Below are 21,997 nucleotides of genomic sequence, written 5' to 3' on the forward strand. Positions count from 1 at the left end.
TCATCTGGCTGACGGGCCGGTTTGTAAGCCGTTGTGCCGTGTCAGTGGAGGCGCAGTATAGGGATTTTCTGGAGGCTGACAACCCCTATTTTCAAAATAATTGCCAACCGTTTAACTTTTGAGCGTAACGTCTATTTTTGACGCGCTTTTATCGCTTTTGGTAGGTCTGCGAGGCTATTAATAACAATATCAGCTGCGGCTTCGCTTTGCTCAGTGACCGGTTTACCTGTACGAACCAATACTTTTGTCCCGACTTGTGCCGCTGAAGCTGCTTGCATGTCTTCTAACTTGTCTCCAACCATATAAGAAGAAGCCATATCTATATGAAGAAACTCTTGAGCTGAGAGCAGCATCCCCGGTTGTGGTTTACGACAATCACAGGTTTGGCGAAACTCTTCTACTATTGCCTCAGGGTGATGTGGGCAATAATAGATACCATCAAGGTCAACACCACGGTCAGCTAAGGACCAGTCCATCCACTCAGTCAGATTTTCAAAATCAGCTTCAGTAAACATGCCACGGGCAATGCCAGACTGGTTAGTGACAAGAACTAACGCATAACCCATTGCTTTTAACTCACGCATTGCGTCAATCACACCATCAATGAACTCAAACTGATCAACTTCATGGACATAACCATGATCAACATTAATGGTGCCATCACGATCGAGAAAAATAGCGGGAACAGACTGTGCCACTTGGAAACTCCTGATACTGGGGATTTGGTGTAGTATCGCATGAATTACTATTTGGGCGAGAACAGACAATCATTCGCTGATTGATTTAGACGTCTGGATGCCTTAACATCCATATCGATAACGGTCATCGCCCGTTATCGGCAGCAGAAAATGCCACGGCTTACACTCATACGATAATAAATAACCTAATGATAAAACTTTCTAATATCACCAAAGTGTTCCAGCAAGGTAACCGCAGCATACAGGCGTTGAATAACGTTAGTCTGCATGTTCCTGCTGGGCAAATTTATGGCGTGATTGGCGCATCTGGTGCAGGGAAAAGCACATTGATCCGTTGTGTGAACCTGCTTGAGCGTCCAACACAAGGTTCTATTCTGGTCGATGGCCAGGAATTGACGACTCTTTCTGAAAGCCAGCTAACCAAAGCACGTCGTCAGATTGGCATGATTTTCCAGCACTTTAACTTACTCTCTTCCCGCACTGTGTATGGCAACGTCGCTTTGCCTTTAGAGTTGGACAATACACCGCGCGAAGAAATCAAACGCCGCGTATCTGAATTACTCGATTTGGTCGGTCTGAGCGAAAAGCACGATGCGTACCCAGCCAACCTGTCTGGTGGACAAAAGCAGCGTGTTGCGATTGCTCGAGCGCTGGCAAGCAACCCGAAAGTTCTTCTATGCGATGAAGCCACCAGCGCGCTTGATCCAGCAACAACACGTTCCATTCTCGAACTGTTGAAAGATATTAACCGCCGCCTTGGTCTGACTATTCTATTGATTACCCATGAAATGGATGTTGTAAAACGCATCTGTGATTGTGTCGCGGTGATTAGCGACGGTGAATTAATAGAACAAGATACGGTAAGTGAAGTGTTCTCTCATCCGAAGACACCACTTGCACAACAGTTTATTCAGTCCACTCTGCATCTGGATATTCCTGAGGATTACGCGCAACGCTTAAGTACAGAAAAGAGTGGAGATACCGTTCCATTGCTGCGCCTGGAGTTTACCGGCCAATCGGTTGATGCGCCGTTACTTTCCGAAACCGCCCGTCGCTTTAATGTGAATAGCAATATCATCAGCGCGCAGATGGATTACGCCGGTGGCGTGAAGTTCGGCATTATGCTGTGCGAGTTGCATGGAGAACATCAGGATATGGACGCTGCGATCGCATACTTGCAGCAGCAACATGTAAAAGTAGAGGTGCTGGGTTATGTCTGAGCCAATGATGTGGTTACTCCTTAAAGGAGTGTATGAGACGCTGGCAATGACTTTTGTGTCTGGCTTCTTTGGCTTCGTGCTTGGGCTACCTGTTGGTGTGCTCCTCTATATTACACGTCCGGGTCAAATCAGCGAGAACGCCAAGCTTTATAACAGCCTTTCGGCGTTAGTGAATATCTTCCGTTCTATACCGTTCATTATATTGCTGGTATGGATGATTCCGTTTACCCGCACCATTGTCGGCACTTCAATTGGCCTGCAAGCGGCAATCGTTCCATTAACCGTAGGTGCAGCACCGTTCATCGCACGTATGGTGGAAAACGCCCTGTTAGAAATCCCATCGGGTCTGATTGAAGCTTCACGCGCAATGGGTGCAACTCCAATGCAAATCATCCGCAAAGTTCTGCTGCCAGAAGCACTGCCAGGTCTGGTAAATGCAGCCACCATTACACTGATTACTCTCGTAGGTTATTCCGCGATGGGCGGTGCCGTTGGTGCCGGTGGCTTAGGTCAGATTGGTTATCAGTATGGTTATATCGGTTATAACGCTACCGTGATGAATACGGTATTAGTGTTATTGGTAGTATTAGTGTATTTAATTCAATTCTCTGGCGATCGTATCGTCCGAGCTGTAACTCACAAATAATACGTTCAACACAACATCGTTTTTTACACATAGTAAGGAAAGGATATGTCTTTTAAATTTAAAACCTTTGCGGCAGTTGGTGCTCTGATTGGTTCTCTGGCACTAGTGGGTTGTGGTCAGGACGAGAAAGATCCAAACCATATTAAAGTAGGCGTCATTGTTGGTGCTGAGCAGCAGGTTGCCGAAGTTGCGCAGAAAGTCGCAAAAGAGAAATACGGCCTGGATGTTGAGCTGGTTACTTTTAACGACTACGTTCTGCCTAACGAAGCACTGAGCAAGGGCGATATCGATGCTAACGCTTTCCAACACAAACCATACCTGGATCAGCAGATCAAAGACCGTGGCTACAAACTGGTTGGTGTAGGCAATACTTTCGTTTACCCGATTGCTGGTTACTCCAAAAAAATCAAATCTGTAGATGAACTGCAAGCTGGCGCGCAAATCGCTCTGCCAAACGACCCAACTAACCTTGGCCGTTCTTTGCTGCTGCTGCAAAAACAAGGTCTGATTAAACTGAAAGATGGCGTGGGTCTGCTGCCAACCGTTCTGGACGTAACTGAAAACCCTAAAAATCTGAAGCTGGTTGAACTGGAAGCTCCACAGCTGCCACGCTCCCTGGACGATGCTCAGATTGCGCTGGCTATCATCAACACCACTTACGCAAGCCAGATTGACCTGACTCCAGCGAAAGATGGTATCTTCGTTGAAGACAAAGACTCTCCATACGTGAACCTGATCGTTTCCCGCGAAGACAATAAAGATGCAGAAAACGTGAAGAAATTCGTTCAGGCTTACCAGTCTGACGAAGTTTACGAAGCAGCAAACAAAGTCTTCAACGGCGGCGCAGTAAAAGGCTGGTAAGTTTCCATTCTTTTATTTTTGCGTAAATATACTAAGGCGGGCGAAAGCCCGTCTTGTTATTTGTGCAATAGCTTGATTCAATAATCGCGTTTTATCATTCATTGAGGAAAAATTATGCGTGCTTTACCGATCTGTTTATTAGCAGTCATGCTGAGCGGCTGTACGATGCTAAGCAGATCCCCTGTTGAGCCCATCAAAAGCACCGCAACACCACCGAAACAGGAGCCTGCAAAACCAAAAGTCGTGCGCCCTGCCCCCGTAAAAATCTATACCAATGCTGAAGAGTTAGTGGGTAAACCTTTCCGTGATCTCGGTGAAGTCAGCGGCGATTCATGCCAGGTGAGCAATCAAGATTCTCCACCGAATATCCCAACTGCCCGCAAACGCTTGCAAGTCAACGCATCAAAAATGAAAGCCAACGCGGTGTTATTGCATAGCTGTGATGTTACCAGCGGCACACCAGGTTGCTACCGGCAGGCCGTTTGTGTAGGTTCGGCATTGAACGTATCGGCAAAATGACAGCGTTTAGCTTTGAGCAGATTGGCGTTATTCGCTCCCCTTATAAAGAGAAGTTTGCCGTTCCCCGTCAGCCCGGTTTAGTGGCTGATGGCGGTGGCGAGTTGCATTTTCTGCCACCGTATAACGTGGCAGATGCGGTTCGTGGCCTCGAAGGCTTTAGTCATTTATGGCTGCTATTTGTTTTTCATCAAACGATGGAAGGCGGCTGGCGGCCCACGGTGCGCCCACCTCGTCTGGGTGGCAATGCCCGAATGGGTGTTTTCGCTACGCGTTCGACATTCCGACCAAATCCCATTGGAATGTCATTAGTTGAACTGAAAGGCATTCGCTGCCAAAAAGATCAGGTCATTTTGCAATTGGGGAGTCTCGATTTGGTCGATGGCACACCGGTGGTTGATATCAAACCTTATTTGCCATTTGCTGAAGCTGTACCAGAAGCCATTGCGGGATACGCGCAAAACGCCCCCGCAGCCGATATGCCGGTTTATTTCACACCTGAAGTACAGCAGCAGTTATTGCTGCTTGAGAAACGTTTTCCCCACATTGAGCGTTTCATCCGTCAGGTACTGGCTCAGGACCCTCGCCCGGCTTATCGCAAAGCTGAAGAGCCAGGTAAAAGCTACGCCGTTTTATTGCTGGATTTTAACGTCCGCTGGCGTGTTACCGAGCTAGGTTCAGAAGTGTTTGCCGTTGAGAACCGTTAATTTATCGCCCTTCTCTTTTGACATTCCTGCCACACTGGTAAACTAAAACACTTATTTTGCATCAGGCTACTCAGGTAGCCAGTTATCTGCCGTTCAAATGGAACCGTAACAACATGCGTACTAGCCAATATCTGCTCTCCACATTGAAGGAGACACCAGCCGACGCCGAAGTCATCAGTCATCAACTGATGCTGCGCGCCGGGATGATCCGTAAACTCGCTTCAGGTTTGTATACCTGGTTGCCGACCGGTCTGCGTGTCCTGAAAAAAGTCGAAAACATCGTGCGTGAAGAGATGAACAACGCCGGTGCCATCGAGATGTGCATGCCCGTGGTTCAGCCCGCAGATTTGTGGCAGGAGAGCGGTCGTTGGGAGCAGTATGGCCCGGAGCTGCTGCGTTTTGTTGACCGTGGCGATCGTCCATTTGTCCTCGGCCCAACTCACGAAGAAGTCATCACTGACTTGATTCGTAATGAACTCAGCTCTTACAAACAGCTGCCACTGAACTTCTTCCAGATTCAGACTAAGTTCCGTGACGAAGTTCGCCCACGTTTCGGCGTGATGCGTTCCCGTGAATTCCTGATGAAAGACGCTTACTCTTTCCATACTTCTCAGGAATCCTTGCAGGAAACTTACGATGCGATGTATCAGGCTTACAGCAAAATCTTCAGCCGTATGGGTCTGGATTTCCGCGCAGTAGAAGCTGATACCGGTTCTATCGGCGGCAGTGCATCTCACGAATTCCAGGTGCTGGCACAAAGCGGCGAAGATGATGTCATCTTCTCAACCGAGTCTGATTACGCAGCTAACATCGAATTTGCTGAAGCGGTTGCTCCAGTTGGCGGCCGTGCGGCACCGACTGTTGAAATGACGCAGATCGACACCCCGAACGCAAAAACCATCGCTGAGCTGGTTGAGCAGTTCAATCTGCCAGTTGAAAAAACAGTGAAGACTTTGATGGTCAAAGCCACCGAAGGGAGTGCTTATCCTCTGGTTGCTCTGCTGGTTCGTGGCGATCACGAACTGAACGAAGTCAAAGCAGAGAAACTGCCACAGGTTGCCAGCCCACTGACTTTCGCGACCGAAGAAGAAATTCGTGCAGTTGTTAAAGCAGGCCCTGGTTCACTTGGCCCAGTCAATCTGCCTATTCCGGTGGTTGTTGACCGTACTGTTGCGGCGATGAGCGACTTCGCTGCGGGTGCAAACATCGACGGTAAACACCTGGTTGGTATTAACTGGGAACGTGATGTTGCGCTGCCAGAAGTTGCCGACATCCGTAACGTGGTTGAAGGCGACCCAAGCCCGGACGGTAAAGGCACGCTGCTGATTAAACGCGGTATCGAAGTGGGTCATATCTTCCAGCTCGGCACCAAGTATTCAGAAGCAATGAAAGCCTCTGTTCAGGGTGAAGATGGTCGTAACCAGACGCTGACAATGGGTTGCTACGGTATCGGTGTGACTCGCGTAGTAGCAGCTGCCATTGAGCAGAACTATGACGACCGTGGCATTCTGTGGCCAGATGCGATTGCTCCGTTCCAGGTTGCTATTCTGCCAATGAATATGCACAAATCTTTCCGTGTGAAAGAGTTGGCAGAAGAGCTGTATTCGACTCTGCGTGCCAAAGGCATTGAAGTACTGATGGATGACCGCAAAGAACGCCCAGGCGTAATGTTTGCGGACATGGAACTGATTGGTATTCCGCACACTGTCGTTATCGGCGATCGTAACCTTGATAGCGAAGAAGTCGAATACAAAAACCGTCGTGAAGGCGAGAAGCAGATGATCAAAACCAGCGAAATCATTGATTTCCTGCTGGCGCAGATTAAACGCTAACAACAATTGTGTTCAGTAAAAAGCCCCGCTAATTTCTTAGCGGGGCTTTTTTTATTCATTTGATTAGTCGTGGCAGGTTTTCTTCGGCTCGAACTTAGCGGCCCGGTCTGCAACCACTGTTTTTCTCAATTCGCCGCTATCAGGTGAAGCCTGTAAGGCAAAGTGCGCTTCAACCACCAGCAACACGGGCTGGAAATCCTCGCCACGTGCGGCCGCATAGCCACGCTCAAGTTCAGCATTGCTGGCAACGTCAAAGGTTTTCCCTGTCGCACAATCCTGGAAAATTGCCGCATCAGCCATGTACTTATACATGCCTTTCATGGTCATTGGTGTCGCAGGCAGAGCGTCTTTCATCGGCTGTAGCGTGTAATTGAGCTGTGACTCAATGGGATTGCCACTCCTATCCAACATTTCCAGGCTATCACCTTTAGGACGGAAGTAGAGCTTTTCACCGTCGCTTGCGGTCAACACTAATTTATCAGCCGTACGCGCCCAACTGCCATATGAGGCAAATACCGCTGGCTCTTTCGCGCCCTCGTAGCGCTGATTCATGACCCACGAGCCATCTTTTTCCAAAAACAGCGAGGTTTCAATTCCTGAGCAATCCGCACAAGGTAAAACACCACGGTAGCTTTGCTGCATCGGTTGCAGCTCTGCAACTTGCGTCTGCTGCAACGTTTGAACTTCGGCCCGGTTATTACAGCCAAAAAGAGCGAACAAACTGCACACAGCCACAGCTGACAATAGTATTTTTTTCACCATCTCTTCCTTCTGCTGGTCAATTTCTTTGCCGTTCGTCATTCAGGGCGACGGACTTTTCCTCGTAGCGACTTAGTCGTAGATTTTTGTGATTTCGATGCCAGACGGCGCTCTTTTGACGCGCGTGTAGGCCGGGTCGCCCGACGGTTTTTCTGCTCAACGGTTAATTCCTGAATCAAGGAAACGAGCCTTGCCACCGCCGCTTCACGATTCATTTCCTGGCTACGATATTCCTGCGCTTTAATCACAACCACACCATCAGGCGTAATCAGATGATGGCTGGCCGCCAATAAGCGTTCTTTATAATACTCTGGCAGGCTGGAGGCTCGAATGTCAAAACGCAAATGGATTGCCGTTGAGGTTTTATTCACATGCTGGCCACCCGCTCCTTGTGCGCGGATAGCCGTAATGGTGACTTCGTTGTCCGGTATGGCTACCGCACGAGAGACGACAATCATCAATGATGCTGCCAGGCCGTGAAGTGAATTTCGAGATTATTCTCAGCATCAGACAGCCAAATCGCACCATCCTGAATCGTGGCCTGCAAGTTCATTGAGCGCGTGCCGAACTCACACAGCTTCGCCAGTTGCTCATCATCCAGGTACCAGATAGACAAGTTTTGGTATTGCTTGAGTTTATTTTGATGCTGCTGCCACCAGATTTCTGCGGCACGGCTGTTATAAGTAAACAGCGCCACTTCTGCAGATTGGCTACAGGCTTTTTTCAGGCGTTTTTCTTCCGGCAGACCGAGTTCAATCCACAAGTCGATGCCCATATGATCGTTGCGCTGCCAGATTTCAGGCTCGTCTTCAGCACTTAATCCGCGAGAAAACTGCAGGCGCTCATTGGCATATTTAATCCACGCCAGCAAACGCAGCATCATGCGTTCTTGAGTTTCCGAAGGATGGCGCGCAAGCGTCAGGTTGCTATCCAGAAACTGATTTCGATCGAGATCGGCAACATTCACCATCGCTTTATAGATTGTCGCTTTTAACGCCATCACACTTCTCCACACTAATTAGGCAGTCATTGTAACGAAAACCTCGCTAAAACGCTGTTATGTATTCACTGATGTAGAGAGTTACGCTGCTGATATCGCTTTCATCACTGTGGTATAGTCACCTTGCTAAACAGAGTTTATCTTCGTAGGCTTAACTTGCATCCCACGATTAAGTCTGAGGTCGGGACTCTGAAAGGAGGGCGTGTGGAAAAGTATTGTGAATTAGTACGAAAGCGCTATGCGGAAATAGCCAGCGGAGATTTGGGTTACATTCCGGATGCACTAGGTTGCGTCTTGAAGGTGCTGAACGAAGTGGCTTCCAACGAAGCACAACCAGAATCTATCAGGGAACAGGCGGCGTATGCTGCCGCGAACTTACTGGTGAGCGATTATGTCAATGAATGATGCCTATCAACCCATCAATTGTGATGATTATGACAATCTCGAGCTCGCCTGCCAGCATCACTTATTATTGACGCTGGAATTAAAGAGCGGAGAAGTTTTCAAGGCGAAAGCCAGTGACCTGGTATCTCGTAAGAACATCGAATATTTGATTGTCGATGATGCCGGCGCCACTCGCGAAGTTCGTCTCGATAAAATAACCAGTTTCAGCCATCCTGAAATTGGGACTGTCGTAGTTAGCGAGTCCTGATACGCAAAGTATCCGCATGCGCGGGCAGCCTTACTTGGCTGCCCGTTTTTTTTACTACGGTTTCATGGACGCGTAGTAAGCCGCCAGATTGCTAATATCTTCATCAGACAAACCACTGACGTAAGCCTTCATGATTTCCGCTTGTCCGCCACTGCGTTCGCCTTTTTTATACGCTTGCAATGAGTGCTCAAGATACGCCTGGTTTTGCCCCGCCAGATTCGGGTACATCGGTACAGAAACTTTCCCGGTTGCGCCATGACAGGCCACACACATCATGGCTTTCTGTTCACCGGCTGCGGCATCACCTTTTGCCCATACAGGCTGAGCGCACACCAGCACACCGGCCAAAATAAATATTCTCTTCACTGCTGATTCTCCTTTTGCCAGTCGACATGCCAGCATGATTGTTCTGTTGCCCTTCCCTCCTGGGTGACAAAAACGCCCAGAGCGGCAATTAATTTTTCGCCGTAATATAACAGCGGTGTTCGCTCGCGTAGCCATGGCGGAATGCCAAATTCCTGCCAGATTTTTTTCAGGCTACGGCCACGATCCCGCCCGACAATATGGAGCTGCCCGGTAGCCTTAAATCGAATACTCACCGGTTCGTTATCCAGCGGTGCACGAATCTCTTGCCCGGTTGCCACAAGTTGAACCACTCCCAAACCGTCGGGCAAGATTAATGGCTCGAAAGGCGCAGCCCAGCGAACCACTTCATCACCTAACCCATGGATTATTGGCAACCAGTACAGCGCGCCCTGAAAACGACGGACTTCATAGCAGCCAAACTTCAGCCGCGGATTGGCATCCTCACGGCTGGTTGCCACTTCATCCCATAAACGCACAAGTGCTGCTCTGGAAGGCATCACCGCTTTCTGTCTGGCAATCCAACGGCGTAACAGCGCGGCACGACGAACCTCGCTCAACGGCTGCATAGGCTCAATTAACAACGATCCATCAGACTGAATGAGTTCATCGAGTTGTTCGGCCAGCAACTCATCAAGTAGTTGTTCTTGTTCAGCGCACAACTCCGCACTGCGCGCCACGCTTTGCGGGAAATGAGGCCAGCGCTGTTGGATTTCAGGAAGCACTCGCAGCCGTAAGAAATTACGGTCGTAGCTGTCGTCCTGATTACTTTCGTCTTCTATCCAGGTTAGCTGGTGTTCATCCGCCCATGCTTGCAACTGCTGACGCGCTTGCCCGAGCAACGGCCTGATTAATTCCGTCTCGCCCAAAGGCAAGCGCACTGGCATTGCGGATAATCCCGCAGGGCCACTTCCACGCTTTAGGGCCAACAAAAACGTTTCGCATTGGTCGTCGAGATGTTGTGCTGTGAGTAGCACCTCTTCAGGAAGTAATGCTTCCGTCAGCGCCTGATAACGTGCTGCCCGGGCGTGAGCTTCAATGCCTAATCCGTCGTCGGCTAACTGCACTCGTCTGACTTCGCATGGCACGTTCCATTGCAAACACACTTTCTGACAATGCTCAGCCCAATCATCAGCGAAAGGGCTTAAGCCGTGATGAATGTGCATTGCACGAATTTTATAATTTGCAGCCTGGCTGTCACGCAGTGTGACCAATTGATGCAGTAAAACCGTGGAATCCAGCCCGCCACTAAACGCCACCAGCAATTGTTGGTGCGGATGCAGTAATGTGAATAGAGGACGAAGTTGCATAATCAGTAGTTTGAATAAGGATTTGCCCAGCACGTTACTGGGCAACGAGATATGAGGCAAGTGTTACTGCTGATAAAGCTCCAGCGGTAAGCCATCTGGGTCACTAAAGAAAGTAAAACGTTTATCCGTGAAAGGATCGATACGCACGGGTTCGCACTTCACGCCATGCTTCTCAAGATGAACAATCGCGCTATCAATGTCATCAACGCTAAACGCCAAATGGCGCAGCCCACAAGCTTCCGGGCGGCTTGGCCTTGCAGGCGGAAAAGGAAACGAGAACAGCTCAATGACATATTGCCCGTTCAGCGCCAAATCCCCTTTCCATGAATCTCGCTCTTCACGATAAGCCTCTGCCTGCAGCGTGAAGCCGAGAATGTCACAGTAAAAATGCTTACTGATTGGGTAGTCCGAAGCAATAATCGCGATGTGATGAACTTGTTTTAAACCCAGCATAAGTGCTCCTTTATCTTTTCCGCACGGTAACTATCGCGCCTTGCTAAATCAAGACCCTAAACCGTTTTTAAGACTCGTACACGGTAGATGCCATCGTCACCCAATTTAGCGCCGTGAATATCGGTTTCAAAGCCGGGATAGTGTTCTCCAACCGAGCACAGCATCAGCAAGAAATCGAGCACGGCGCGGCTTTCATCGGTAATCATCTCACCAGGCATCACCACCGGGACACCCGGCGGATACGGCAGGATCATGTTAGCCGAGACACGGTTTAGTAGTTGTTCAATTTCGACCGTTTCAACGTTGCCTTTCACTTGTTGTTGATAGGCTTTGTGCGGTGTCATTTTCATTTCCGGTAACACATCAAAAGCCCGCAGCATCAGATCGGAAAGGTTGTGCTGCTTAATCAGTTTATGAATGCCTTGCGCCAGATCCTGGATACGCATATTGCGGTAAAAATCTGGGTCTTCGGCATACAAATCTGGCAGCATGTTTTTCACCCGCAGATTGAGGTCATAAGAGCGTTTAAACTCCGTCAAACCACGCAGCAAACTTAAAGCTTTGGTTTTGTCGATGCCAATACTGAACAGGAAGAGCAAGTTATACGGCCCGGTTTTTTCAACCACCACACCACGCTCATCAAGGAACTTCGCCACCAATGCCGCAGGGATCCCCTGCTCGGCCATCGTACCTAACTCATCCATGCCCGGCGTCAGAATGGTGACTTTAATCGGGTCGAGGTACATATGGTCGGCATCCGCATCTTTGAAGCCGTGCCAGTCTTCTTCGCCTGGTGAAATAGGCCAACAAGCCGCTTCGTCTATGTGTTCCGGCTGCCAGATATCGAAGAACCAATCCTCAGTCTCTTCACGTAAACGCTGAACTTCACGACGAAAATGCAACGCACGTTCTACTGAACGGTTGATCAACCGCTTACCTGGGTTACCACGCAGCATCGCTGCAGCCGTTTCAATCGACGCCACCAACGGATAACTTGGCGAGGTCGTGGTGTGCATCATGTAGGCTTCGTTGAAAGTCTCCTCGTCGTAATTCCCTTTAATATGAATCAGAGATGCTTGTGAGAACGCTGCCAGTAACTTGTGTGTGGATTGAGTTTCGTAAATGACTTTTCCCACGACCCGATCGCCGCTCATGCCACTTTTCCCCTGATAAATCGGATGGAAATTGGTGTATGGCACCCAGGCGGAGTCAAAGTGGATAGACGGAACATCCAGGGTTTGTTTGATAAATTCGGTGTTATACAGCAAGCCGTCGTATGTCGAGTTGGTAATGACCGCATGAACTGGCCACTGCGCATTTTCAGTGTTCGCCACCTTTTCTTCGATGCTCGCGCGCATAAACTCACGCTTCGGAATACCGCCTAAAATCCCCAACGCGTTACGAGTCGGCTTGAGCCAGATGGGAACCAAATCCGTCATCATCAACAAATGCGTCAGCGATTTGTGACAATTACGGTCAATCAACACCGTGCTGCCAGAAGGAGCTGCGTACATACCAACGATTTTATTCGACGTCGATGTACCGTTAGTCACCATGTAGCTCTGTTCAGCACCGAAAGTACGGGCGATGTATTCCTCGGCTTCCAGATGCGGCCCTGTGTGATCCAGTAACGATCCCAGTTCTGTCACCGAAATAGAGACATCTGCCTTGAGAGTATTCGCACCAAAAAAATCGTAGAACAGGCAGCCGACCGGGCTTTTCTGGTAGGCAGTGCCCGCCATGTGGCCAGGTGTGCAGAAGGTATATTTTCCTTCGTTAACATAGTTAAACAGCGCTTTAGTTAACGGCGGAGTGATGTTATCCAGATACTCGTTGGTGTACTGACGGATGCGCAGGGCGATGTCGTCGGCGGCACTGAGAGCATATTCAAAAAACCACAGCGCCATGCGCATTTCGTTGACGCTGACATCCAGCGAAGAGTGCGTATTGATAAACGCATACAGCGGCAAATATTCATTCAGCGCATTAATTTCGCTGCATAAGTCCATGCTGTACTCGTCCCAGTCAAAAATGACACCACAAATACGCGGATTATGTTCGATGAGTTTAAGCAGGTCGGTGCTGTTGGTGGGGTAAATGAGCCGGAAACCTTGCACTTCCAGTGCTTTATGTAACTCTTTAATTGGCTCATCTTTGTAGAAAACACCATGCGGGCCCATGATTGCAATAATATTCAACGCTTACCTCCTGGCAAAAAACCTTTAAGTAAGCATAGTTTATTGAAATCAGGCTGAGGACAAGCTCAGTGGTGTAAAGCTTTTTAAAGTCTGGGATTCAGGCAATAAAAAAGGCCAGAATTTCTTCTGACCTTTCCTGGCAATGCTTCATGCTATCACGCGTAGCCGTAGCTCATCAGACGGTGATAACGACGAGCCAACAGCTCTTCGGTATTCAGCACGTCCAGATCGGCTAAATCAGCCAGTAACTGCGCTTTCAGTGATGCTGCCATTACTTCCACGTTACGGTGCGCACCGCCCAGTGGTTCAGGAATGACGGAATCAATCAGCTTCAGCTCTTTCAGGCGCGGAGCAATGATGCCCATCGCTTCTGCGGCGATAGGGGCTTTATCAGCACTTTTCCACAGAATTGACGCACAGCCTTCTGGGGAGATTACGGAATAGGTGCTGTACTGCAGCATATTCACTTTATCGCCCACACCAATCGCCAGCGCACCACCAGAACCACCCTCACCAATTACGGTACAGATGACGGGCACTTTCAGGCCAGACATCTCACGCAAGTTGCGAGCGATAGCTTCGGATTGACCGCGCTCTTCCGCACCCACACCAGGGTATGCGCCTGGAGTGTCGATGAAGGTAATGATTGGCATCTTGAAGCGCTCAGCCATTTCCATCAAACGCAGTGCTTTACGATACCCCTCAGGTGCTGGCATACCGAAGTTACGGCGAATCTTCTCTTTGGTTTCACGGCCTTTTTGATGGCCAATAACCATCACCGGACGACCATCTAAGCGCGCAATCCCGCCAACAATAGCTTTATCGTCAGCATACGCACGGTCACCCGCAAGCTCATCAAACTCATCAAAAGCGAGACGCAGGTAATCAAGCGTATACGGGCGCTGCGGATGACGCGCCAGTTGAGCAATCTGCCATGCCCCTAAATCGGCGAAGATTTTACGTGTGAGTTCTACGCTTTTTTCACGCAGACGCTGCACTTCTTCGTCGAGATTAATATCTAACTTTTCGTCCTGACGGCTAACTGCAGTCAGGGAATCAATTTTCGCTTCCAGCTCTGCAATCGGCTGTTCAAAATCGAGGAAATTCAGACTCATAATATTCCTGTATTAGTCAAACTCCAGTTCCACCTGCTCCGAGCCTATCAGCGTGCGAAGCTCATTGAGCAAACGATCGCTTGGGGATACACGCCATGCTGCGCCAAAACGCAAACGCGCTCGTGCATCCGCTCTCTGATAGTAGAGATGTACTGGAATGGTCCCCGAACGATGGGGTTCCAGAGACTGACGGAGACGGTTCAAAAGCTGGTCATCAATTTGCCTGTCCGTCAGCGAGATAGCAAGCCCACGCGCATACTTTTCGCGGGCCTCGTCAATGTCCATTACTTCGCGAGCAGTCATTTTAAGGCCACCGCTGAAGTCATCAAAGCTGACCTGTCCGCTGACGATCAGGATACGGTCTTTTTCCAACAGATGCTGGTACTTTTCTAACGCATCTGTGAATAGCATCACTTCCAGGCGACCAGAACGGTCATCCAGAGTACAGATGCCAATGCGATTGCCGCGCTTGGTAACCATCACCCGCGAAGCAATCACCAGACCCGCAGCCGTGGTCATTTTACCACGTTCTGTCGGGTGCATCTCTTTCAGGCGCATGCCACCGACATAGCGCTCAATTTCTTTAAGGTACTGTGTGATGGGGTGGCCAGTAAGATACAAGCCCAGCGTTTCACGCTCGCCGTCCAGTACCACTTGCTCAGGCCACGGCATCACGCTGGCATAAGACTGTTCAACCTGCTCTGGTTCATCAGCCAGTACACCGAACATATCAACCTGGCCGATAGCTTCCGCTTTAGCGTGCTGATCAGCCGCTTTTAGCGCATCGGGCAGCGCATTCATAAGTGCGGCCCGATGCGGTCCAAGACGGTCAAAGGCCCCGGACATCACTAATTTTTCAAGGATACGTTTATTGAGTTTTTTAACGTCAGCACGCGCACAGAGGTCGAACAACTCACGGAAATAACCGCCTTCGTTACGCGCCTCAATTATCGCTTCAATTGGGCCTTCACCAACACCTTTAATCGCGCCAATGCCGTAAACAATTTCCCCGTCGTCATTAACGTGGAAATGGTACAGACCCGAGTTAATATCTGGTGGCAGAATTTTCAGACCCATACGCCAGCATTCGTCGACCAGGCCAACGATTTTCTCGGTGTTATCCATATCCGCAGTCATTACTGCGGCCATAAATTCTGCCGGATAGTGCGCTTTTAACCATAGCGTCTGGTAGGAAACCAGCGCGTAAGCTGCGGAGTGAGATTTGTTAAACCCGTAACCGGCGAATTTCTCTACCAGGTCAAAGATTTTGATCGCCAGTTCGCCGTCAATACCGCGAGATTTCGCGCCATCTTCAAAGCCACCACGCTGCTTCGCCATCTCGGCTGGGTTCTTTTTACCCATCGCACGACGCAACATATCTGCGCCGCCGAGCGAGTAACCCGCCAGAACCTGCGCAATTTGCATAACCTGTTCTTGATACAGGATGATGCCGTAGGTCGGTTCCAGCACCGGTTTCAGGCTTTCATGCTGCCACTGAATATCCGGATAAGAGATAGCTTCACGCCCGTGCTTACGGTCGATAAAGTTATCAACCATGCCTGATTGCAGCGGGCCAGGGCGGAAAAGCGCCACCAGTGCGATCATATCTTCGAAGCAGTCAGGCTGTAGACGCTTAATCAAATCTTTCATGCCGCGGGATTCAAGCTGGAACACCGCAGTGGTTTCCGAGCGTTGCAGCATGTCGAAGCTTTTCTTGTCTTCGAGCGGAATAGCGGCGATATCAATCGGCTCTAAACCTTGCTTTGCCCGACGCGGGTTAATCATCTTCAACGCCCAGTCGATGATGGTCAGCGTACGCAAGCCAAGGAAGTCGAACTTCACCAGACCCGCATATTCCACATCATTTTTATCGAACTGGGTGACCGGGTTCTGCCCCTGGTCATCGCAATACAGCGGAGCAAAGTCGGTAATTTTGGTTGGCGCGATGACAACACCACCGGCGTGTTTGCCAGCGTTTCGCGTCACACCTTCAAGTTTTCGCGCCATATCGATTAGCGCTTTAACTTCTTCGTCAGCCTCGTAGATTTCAGGAAGCTGTGGCTCGACCTCAAACGCTTTGGCAAGCGTCATTCCCGGATCTGGCGGGATCAGTTTAGAAATACGATCGACAAAGCCGTACGGGTGACCCAGTACGCGGCCCACATCGCGGATAACCGCTTTTGCCGCCATGGTACCAAAAGTAATGATCTGCGATACCGCCTCACGCCCATACATTTCGGCCACGTGATCAATAACCCGATCGCGTTTCTCCATGCAGAAGTCGATATCAAAGTCAGGCATCGAAACACGTTCCGGGTTCAGGAAGCGTTCGAACAGCAGATCCAATTCAAGCGGATCGAGGTCAGTGATTTTCAGAGCGTAAGCAACCAGCGAGCCCGCACCAGAACCACGACCTGGGCCGACTGGCACACCGTTATCTTTGGACCACTGGATAAATTCCATTACGATCAGAAAGTACCCAGGAAACCCCATCTGGTTGATAACTTTGAGTTCAATTTCCAGACGCTCATCATACGGTGGCCGTTTTGCTGCCCGCTCTTCAGGATCTTTGAATAAGAATTCCAGACGATCTTCTAGCCCTTCCCGGGATTTCATCACCAGGAAATCTTCGGTCGACATTTCACCGGTTGGGAATTGGGGCAAGAAGTACTCACCCAGGCGCACGGTGACATTACAGCGTTTGGCAATTTCTACGCTATTTTCTAGCGCTTCCGGAATATCTGAAAACAGCTCACACATCTCTTCTTCAGTGCGCAAGTATTGCTGCGAAGAGTAATTGCGTGGGCGTTTCGGGTCATCGAGCGTAAAGCCGTCGTGAATCGCGACACGAATTTCGTGAGCATCAAAATCTGTGGCTTCAATAAACCTGACGTCGTTGGTCGCCACCACCGGCAAACCACGCTCATCGGCCAAAGCCACAGCGGCGTGTAAATAGCTTTCTTCATCGGGACGGCCGGTTCGAATCAGCTCCAGATAGAAGCGATCGGCAAAATACTGCTGGTAGAATTCCAGGCACTGATCAAGCTGTGCCGTATTGCCACGCAACAAGTTTTTGCCAATATCCCCCATCCGCCCGCCAGACAGCAGGATCAGCCCTTCGTTGAGCTCGGCAAGCCAGGTTCGGTCAATAATCGGGCCTGCTGCTCCATAACCACGTTGGTAGGCTTTAGAAATCAACAGGGTAAGGTTCTGGTAACCGTCATTATTGGTGGCGAGAACCGTCAGATGGCTAAGCTCATCCCCCAACAACTCATTGGCAACGTTAAAATCAGCACCGATGATCGGCTTAAGCCCTACGCCATGAGCTGCACCATAGAATTTCACCAACCCGCAAAGGTTAGTAAAATCGGTGATAGCGATCGCCGGCATCCCCATCGCCGCGGCTTTCTTCACCAGCGGAGCGGTTTTTGCCAGGCCATCAACCATAGAGTAGTCGCTGTGCACCCGCAGGTGTACGAAACGTGGTTCAGCCATTTCTCATTCCGTTTAGATGTGTAACGTACGTCCGCAAATCAGGACGCCAGTCCGAGAGCGCGTTTGACCGGAGCAAAACTACGACGATGATGTTCAGTCGCACCATGCTCTGCCAACTTTTCCAGATGAAAAGCGGTAGGGTAACCCTTGTGTTGGGCAAAACCGTATTGCGGAAAACAGAGGTCTAGCTCTGTCATTTCACGATCGCGCGTCACTTTGGCAATTATCGATGCCGCGCTAATTTCTGCAACCCGGCTGTCGCCTTTTACTACCGCCAGTGAGGGCATTGGTAGCGCTGGGCAGCGGTTACCATCGATCAGCACATATTCAGGCACCACACTGAGGCCAGCAACTGCACGCTGCATCGCCAGCATAGTGGCATGCAAAATGTTTAACTGGTCGATCTCTTCCGGTTCAGCTCGGCCAAGACTCCAGGACAGCGCTTTTTCGATGATTTCATCGTAAAGCGCGTTGCGACGTTTTTCAGAGAGTTTCTTCGAATCAGCAAGGCCAATAATAGGTTTTGCTGGATCAAGAATCACCGCCGCAGTGACAACTGCGCCAACCAGTGGGCCACGACCCACTTCATCAACACCTGCTACCAGGTGCGTATGAGGGTAAATAAATTCAATCATTGTGCGAGCTCCAGCACGGCGTCTGCGGCCTGTTCATCTGCGTTACAACGAATTTGCTGATGCAGATCGCGGAAGGTGTCATGCATTTGGTGACTCTGCGCACCGTCTTCAAGCAACGGGCCCAGCGCCTTCGCAAGCGCATTGGGCTCACACTCATCCTGCAATAACTCTTTAACCAGTTCACGGCCAGCCAGCAGATTTGGCAATGAAACGTAATCAGTTTTAACCAGGCGCTTCGCAAGCCAGAAAGTGAACGGCTTCATGCGATAACCAACCACCATCGGGCATTTCGCCAACATGCACTCCAGTGCAGCGGTACCCGATGCCAGCAATGCGGCATCGCTCGCCACCATCGCTTCGCGCCCTTGCCCATTGAGCAAGTGCATCGTCAAGTCTGGAGCGACTTCAGCTTTGATTCGTTCGAATTGTTCACGACGTTTGGCATTAACCAGCGGAACAACGATTTCCAGACTCGGAAAACGTTCACGCAGCAAAAGTGCTGTTTTGAGAAAATCTGCGCTGAGCATTTCAACTTCTGCACCGCGGCTACCAGGCAACAGTGCCAGGCATTTAGCCTCAGGGGAAATACCTAAAGTCGCGCGTGCGGCATTTTTATCAGGATCAAGCGGCATAGCATCCGCCATGGTATGACCGATAAACCGACACGGCACATTAAATCTATCGTAAAACGCTTTTTCGAAAGGCAGAAATGCGAGCACTAAATCCGTTGCTCTGCCAATTTTGAAAACACGTTTTTGACGCCATGCCCAAACAGAAGGACTGACGTAATGAATGGTACGAATACCCTGCTTTTTGAGATTACCTTCCAGCGTGATGTTAAAATCAGGCGCATCGATACCGACAAAAACATCTGGCTGTAATTCTGTGAAACGGCGAGTCAAATCAGCACGAATATGAAGTAATCGACGCAGGCGACCCAGCACTTCAACAATGCCCATCACGGCCAACTCTTCCATTTCATACCAGGCTTCACAACCTTCAGCCTGCATCAATGGCCCAGCGACACCCACGAAGCGAGCATCAGGAACACGAGCTTTTAATGCACGAATCAGACCTGCACCAAGAATATCGCCGGAAGTTTCTCCGGCGACCAGGGCAATCGTAAGCGGACGACCAGGCTTCATTTAGCGAATCAGACCACGAGTTGAACGAGCGAAGAATTCAACGAATGCGTTCACTTCTGGATGTTGCTCGGCAATTTGAGCAATCTCAGGCTTAGCTTCTTCGAAGGTTTTCCCGCTGCGGTAGAGAATTTTATACGCATTACGAACTGCGTGGATTGCTTCTCTACTGAAACCGCGGCGTTTAAGCCCTTCGATATTGACGCCAAATGGTGTCGCGTGGTTGCCCTGCGCAATAACATACGGTGGAACATCTTGTGCTACACCAGAGCAGCCACCCACCATCACGTGCGCACCGATAATACAGAACTGGTGCACCGCGGTCATGCCGCCGATGATGGCAAAATCATCAACGCAAACGTGACCAGCAAGTGTTGCGTTATTCGCGAGGATACAACGATTACCAACCGTACAATCATGCGCCACGTGGGCGTTAATCATCAGTAAGTTATCGCTACCCACCTTCGTCAAGCCACCGCCCTGTTCTGTTCCACGATGGATGGTTACGCTTTCGCGAATGCGGTTGCGGTCGCCAATTTCCACTCGGGTTGGTTCACCAGCATATTTAAGATCCTGGTTCACTTCACCAATGGACGCGAACTGATATATCTCGTTATCGCGACCAATAGTCGTATGACCATTTACCACAACATGAGACTTCAGAACGGTACCGTCACCGATCTCAACATGCGGACCAACAATACAAAACGGACCAATATGAACGTTAGCACCGATGACGGCACCTTCTTCCACAATGGCTGATGGATGAATAAAGGCGGATTTATCAATCACGTATTAACTCTCCCGGCTGCGGGCACACATCATAGTTGCTTCGCAGACAATTTTACCGTCAACAGTTGCCACGCCTTTGAAGCGCGTCAGACCACGGCGGGTTTTCTCGAAAGTAACTTCCATGACCATCTGGTCACCAGGCACGACTGGGCGCTTGAAACGTGCTTCATCAATACCAGCAAAGTAATAAAGCTCACCAGGTTCCAGTTTGCCTACGCTTTTAAACGCAAGAATACCGGTGGCTTGCGCCATCGCTTCAAGAATCAAAACACCTGGGAAAATCGGTTTACCAGGGAAGTGGCCCTGGAAAAACGGCTCGTTTACTGAGACATTTTTTACTGCACGTAAAAAACGGCCTTCTTCAAAATCCAGCACGCGATCTACCAGCAAGAACGGGTAACGGTGCGGCAGAAGTTCTAAAATCTCTTCGATGTGCAGAGTATGAGTGTCGATAGTCAAGATACTCTTCCTGTCTAAATGTACCAAATGACAATAATAACACGGCCTGCGGCTATCTCGGGATAGCTAGCAGGCCGCAAATCAGTAAGCACTAACGCGTCTTGGGCGGGTGACTTTTAGTCTTGTTGATTGATTTTTTTCTCAACTGATTTCAAGCGCTTGCTGATTTCGTCGATATTCATCACCAACGCGGCTGTTTTACGCCACACTTTGTTTGGCTGTAGTGGAATACCTGAGGAGTAAACTCCCGGTTCTGTGATTGGGCGCATTACCATGCCCATTCCAGTCACGGTGACTTTATCGCAGATTTCCATATGACCATTGATAACACTGGCACCGCCAATCATACAGTAGCGCCCAATTTTCAGGCTACCAGCCATGATGACACCACCAGCAACGGCAGTATTGTCGCCAATCACAACGTTATGTGCAATCTGGCATTGATTATCGATGATAACACCATTGCCAATAATCGTGTCGTCCAGTGCACCACGGTCGATTGTTGTACATGCACCAATTTCAACACGATCGCCAATGATCACTCGGCCAAGCTGGGGGATCTTCACCCAGTTTCCACGATCGTTAGCATAACCAAAACCATCAGAACCAATGACAGTACCGGACTGAACCAGGCACTGCTCACCAATCTGGATTTCGTGATAGATCGACACATTCGCCCACAGGCGAGTGCCAGCACCAATATTGGTGTTTTTGCCCACGAAACAGCCAGGGCCAATCACGACATTATCGCCCAGCACTACGCCAGATTCGATAACCGCATTAGCGCCAATGGCAACATTTTTACCCAACGTCGCAGTCGCATCAACCACCGCGCCTGGCGCGATATTTTGAGCAGGTTGCGGCGTGGAATCAAGAATTTGCGCCATACGAGCATAAGTCAGGTAGGGGTTCTTCACTACCAAAGCTGCGCTATGTGCGAAAGGAAGATCGGCTTCAGTCATCACGACGGCAGAAGCCTGGCAAACAGCCAATTGCTCACGATAACGAGGGTTTACCATGAATGTAATTTGGCCTGCTTTTGCCGTTTGCATAGATGCAACGCCGGTGATGACGAGTTCGCCATCACCGTGCAATTCTGCATCCAACTGCTGGGCTAAATCAGCCAGTCGAATTGAAGACATTA

23 protein-coding genes are annotated in these 21,997 nt (G+C 49.8%); 8 read left to right on the forward strand and 15 right to left on the reverse strand.

All coding sequences use genetic code 11. The features are described 5' to 3' along the window. Window positions 1–131: 131 nt before the first annotated feature. The gene (gene gmhB / locus EC843_RS22840) at window positions 132–698 is read right to left on the reverse strand and encodes a D-glycero-beta-D-manno-heptose 1,7-bisphosphate 7-phosphatase (RefSeq protein WP_064539732.1); all 567 of its coding nucleotides are present in this window, start codon (window positions 696–698) and stop codon (window positions 132–134) included. 188 nt (window positions 699–886) lie between these two features. Here gmhB and metN point away from each other — a divergent pair, with 188 nt between their 5' ends. The 6 genes from metN to proS all read left to right on the forward strand — a co-directional run bounded on the left by metN (window position 887) and on the right by proS (window position 6,480). Next, on the forward strand, window positions 887–1,918 hold the full coding sequence (gene metN, locus EC843_RS22845; RefSeq protein WP_064539733.1) for a methionine ABC transporter ATP-binding protein MetN: 1,032 nt from the start codon (window positions 887–889) through the stop codon (window positions 1,916–1,918). Further along, window positions 1,911–2,564, forward strand: a complete 654-nt coding sequence (locus EC843_RS22850) for a methionine ABC transporter permease MetI (RefSeq protein ID WP_064539735.1) — start codon at window positions 1,911–1,913, stop codon at window positions 2,562–2,564. Before metN ends, EC843_RS22850 begins: the two co-directional genes overlap by 8 nt. A gap of 45 nt (window positions 2,565–2,609) precedes the next feature. Next, a complete protein-coding gene (gene metQ / locus EC843_RS22855) occupies window positions 2,610–3,425 on the forward strand; it encodes a methionine ABC transporter substrate-binding lipoprotein MetQ (RefSeq protein ID WP_133523112.1) in 816 nt (271 codons plus the stop codon). Window positions 3,426–3,539: 114 nt separating this feature from the next. Further along, the gene (rcsF, locus tag EC843_RS22860) at window positions 3,540–3,944 is read left to right on the forward strand and encodes an Rcs stress response system protein RcsF (protein ID WP_064539739.1); all 405 of its coding nucleotides are present in this window, start codon (window positions 3,540–3,542) and stop codon (window positions 3,942–3,944) included. Continuing rightward, complete coding sequence (gene tsaA, locus EC843_RS22865) at window positions 3,941–4,648, forward strand: tRNA (N6-threonylcarbamoyladenosine(37)-N6)-methyltransferase TrmO (protein ID WP_064539741.1); 708 nt, start codon at window positions 3,941–3,943, stop codon at window positions 4,646–4,648. The genes rcsF and tsaA overlap by 4 nt, the downstream gene beginning before the upstream one ends. Before the next feature lie 113 nt (window positions 4,649–4,761). Further along, window positions 4,762–6,480, forward strand: a complete 1,719-nt coding sequence (gene proS / locus EC843_RS22870) for a proline--tRNA ligase (protein ID WP_121814267.1) — start codon at window positions 4,762–4,764, stop codon at window positions 6,478–6,480. 63 nt (window positions 6,481–6,543) lie between these two features. Here proS and nlpE read toward each other — a convergent pair whose 3' ends face one another. From nlpE to EC843_RS22885, 3 genes are read right to left on the reverse strand one after another with little or no spacing between them, the layout of a single operon-like run. Next, window positions 6,544–7,239, reverse strand: a complete 696-nt coding sequence (nlpE, locus tag EC843_RS22875; protein ID WP_121815683.1) for an envelope stress response activation lipoprotein NlpE — start codon at window positions 7,237–7,239, stop codon at window positions 6,544–6,546. A 38-nt stretch (window positions 7,240–7,277) separates the two neighbouring features. Further along, window positions 7,278–7,697, reverse strand: coding sequence for an alternative ribosome rescue aminoacyl-tRNA hydrolase ArfB (gene arfB, locus EC843_RS22880; protein ID WP_064539746.1), 420 nt, complete (start codon window positions 7,695–7,697; stop codon window positions 7,278–7,280). Next, on the reverse strand, window positions 7,697–8,239 hold the full coding sequence (locus EC843_RS22885; RefSeq protein ID WP_064539748.1) for a YaeQ family protein: 543 nt from the start codon (window positions 8,237–8,239) through the stop codon (window positions 7,697–7,699). The genes arfB and EC843_RS22885 overlap by 1 nt, the downstream gene beginning before the upstream one ends. A gap of 204 nt (window positions 8,240–8,443) precedes the next feature. Between EC843_RS22885 and EC843_RS22890 the strand changes: the two genes are divergently transcribed. Both EC843_RS22890 and rof read left to right on the forward strand, forming a co-directional pair. Then, a complete protein-coding gene (locus EC843_RS22890) occupies window positions 8,444–8,644 on the forward strand; it encodes a YaeP family protein (RefSeq protein WP_064540227.1) in 201 nt (66 codons plus the stop codon). Continuing rightward, on the forward strand, window positions 8,631–8,891 hold the full coding sequence (gene rof, locus EC843_RS22895; RefSeq protein WP_121815684.1) for a Rho-binding antiterminator: 261 nt from the start codon (window positions 8,631–8,633) through the stop codon (window positions 8,889–8,891). Before EC843_RS22890 ends, rof begins: the two co-directional genes overlap by 14 nt. 54 nt (window positions 8,892–8,945) lie before the next feature. Here the strand turns inward: rof and EC843_RS22900 are convergent, their stop codons facing one another. The 11 genes from EC843_RS22900 to lpxD all read right to left on the reverse strand — a co-directional run bounded on the left by EC843_RS22900 (window position 8,946) and on the right by lpxD (window position 21,995). Beyond that, complete coding sequence (locus tag EC843_RS22900; protein WP_064539752.1) at window positions 8,946–9,257, reverse strand: cytochrome c; 312 nt, start codon at window positions 9,255–9,257, stop codon at window positions 8,946–8,948. Next, the gene (gene tilS, locus EC843_RS22905) at window positions 9,254–10,564 is read right to left on the reverse strand and encodes a tRNA lysidine(34) synthetase TilS (protein WP_064540229.1); all 1,311 of its coding nucleotides are present in this window, start codon (window positions 10,562–10,564) and stop codon (window positions 9,254–9,256) included. Before tilS ends, EC843_RS22900 begins: the two co-directional genes overlap by 4 nt. A gap of 63 nt (window positions 10,565–10,627) precedes the next feature. Then, on the reverse strand, window positions 10,628–11,017 hold the full coding sequence (locus EC843_RS22910; protein ID WP_064539754.1) for a VOC family protein: 390 nt from the start codon (window positions 11,015–11,017) through the stop codon (window positions 10,628–10,630). 56 nt (window positions 11,018–11,073) lie between these two features. After that, entirely contained in the window at window positions 11,074–13,215 is a 2,142-nt protein-coding gene (locus EC843_RS22915) for a lysine decarboxylase LdcC (protein ID WP_064539756.1), read from the reverse strand. A gap of 155 nt (window positions 13,216–13,370) precedes the next feature. Continuing rightward, window positions 13,371–14,330 carry an acetyl-CoA carboxylase carboxyl transferase subunit alpha gene (gene accA, locus EC843_RS22920; protein ID WP_064539758.1) on the reverse strand — a complete coding sequence of 320 codons (960 nt, stop codon included), beginning with the start codon at window positions 14,328–14,330 and terminating at the stop codon, window positions 13,371–13,373. 12 nt (window positions 14,331–14,342) lie between these two features. Next, window positions 14,343–17,825: a DNA polymerase III subunit alpha gene (gene dnaE / locus EC843_RS22925; protein ID WP_064539760.1), complete on the reverse strand. Its 3,483-nt coding sequence runs from the start codon at window positions 17,823–17,825 to the stop codon at window positions 14,343–14,345. A 38-nt stretch (window positions 17,826–17,863) separates the two neighbouring features. After that, the gene (gene rnhB, locus EC843_RS22930; RefSeq protein WP_064539762.1) at window positions 17,864–18,460 is read right to left on the reverse strand and encodes a ribonuclease HII; all 597 of its coding nucleotides are present in this window, start codon (window positions 18,458–18,460) and stop codon (window positions 17,864–17,866) included. After that, the gene (gene lpxB, locus EC843_RS22935; RefSeq protein WP_064539764.1) at window positions 18,457–19,605 is read right to left on the reverse strand and encodes a lipid-A-disaccharide synthase; all 1,149 of its coding nucleotides are present in this window, start codon (window positions 19,603–19,605) and stop codon (window positions 18,457–18,459) included. Before lpxB ends, rnhB begins: the two co-directional genes overlap by 4 nt. After that, entirely contained in the window at window positions 19,606–20,394 is a 789-nt protein-coding gene (gene lpxA / locus EC843_RS22940) for an acyl-ACP--UDP-N-acetylglucosamine O-acyltransferase (RefSeq protein WP_064539766.1), read from the reverse strand. Window positions 20,395–20,397: 3 nt separating this feature from the next. Further along, on the reverse strand, window positions 20,398–20,853 hold the full coding sequence (fabZ, locus tag EC843_RS22945) for a 3-hydroxyacyl-ACP dehydratase FabZ (RefSeq protein ID WP_064539768.1): 456 nt from the start codon (window positions 20,851–20,853) through the stop codon (window positions 20,398–20,400). Between the two features lie 116 nt (window positions 20,854–20,969). Beyond that, the gene (gene lpxD / locus EC843_RS22950; RefSeq protein WP_064539770.1) at window positions 20,970–21,995 is read right to left on the reverse strand and encodes a UDP-3-O-(3-hydroxymyristoyl)glucosamine N-acyltransferase; all 1,026 of its coding nucleotides are present in this window, start codon (window positions 21,993–21,995) and stop codon (window positions 20,970–20,972) included. Between the last annotated feature and the right edge of the window lie 2 nt (window positions 21,996–21,997).

Origin of the sequence: Buttiauxella sp. JUb87 (genome assembly GCF_004361975.1) — a bacterium.
Classification (GTDB): Bacteria; Pseudomonadota; Gammaproteobacteria; order Enterobacterales; family Enterobacteriaceae; genus Buttiauxella; species Buttiauxella ferragutiae.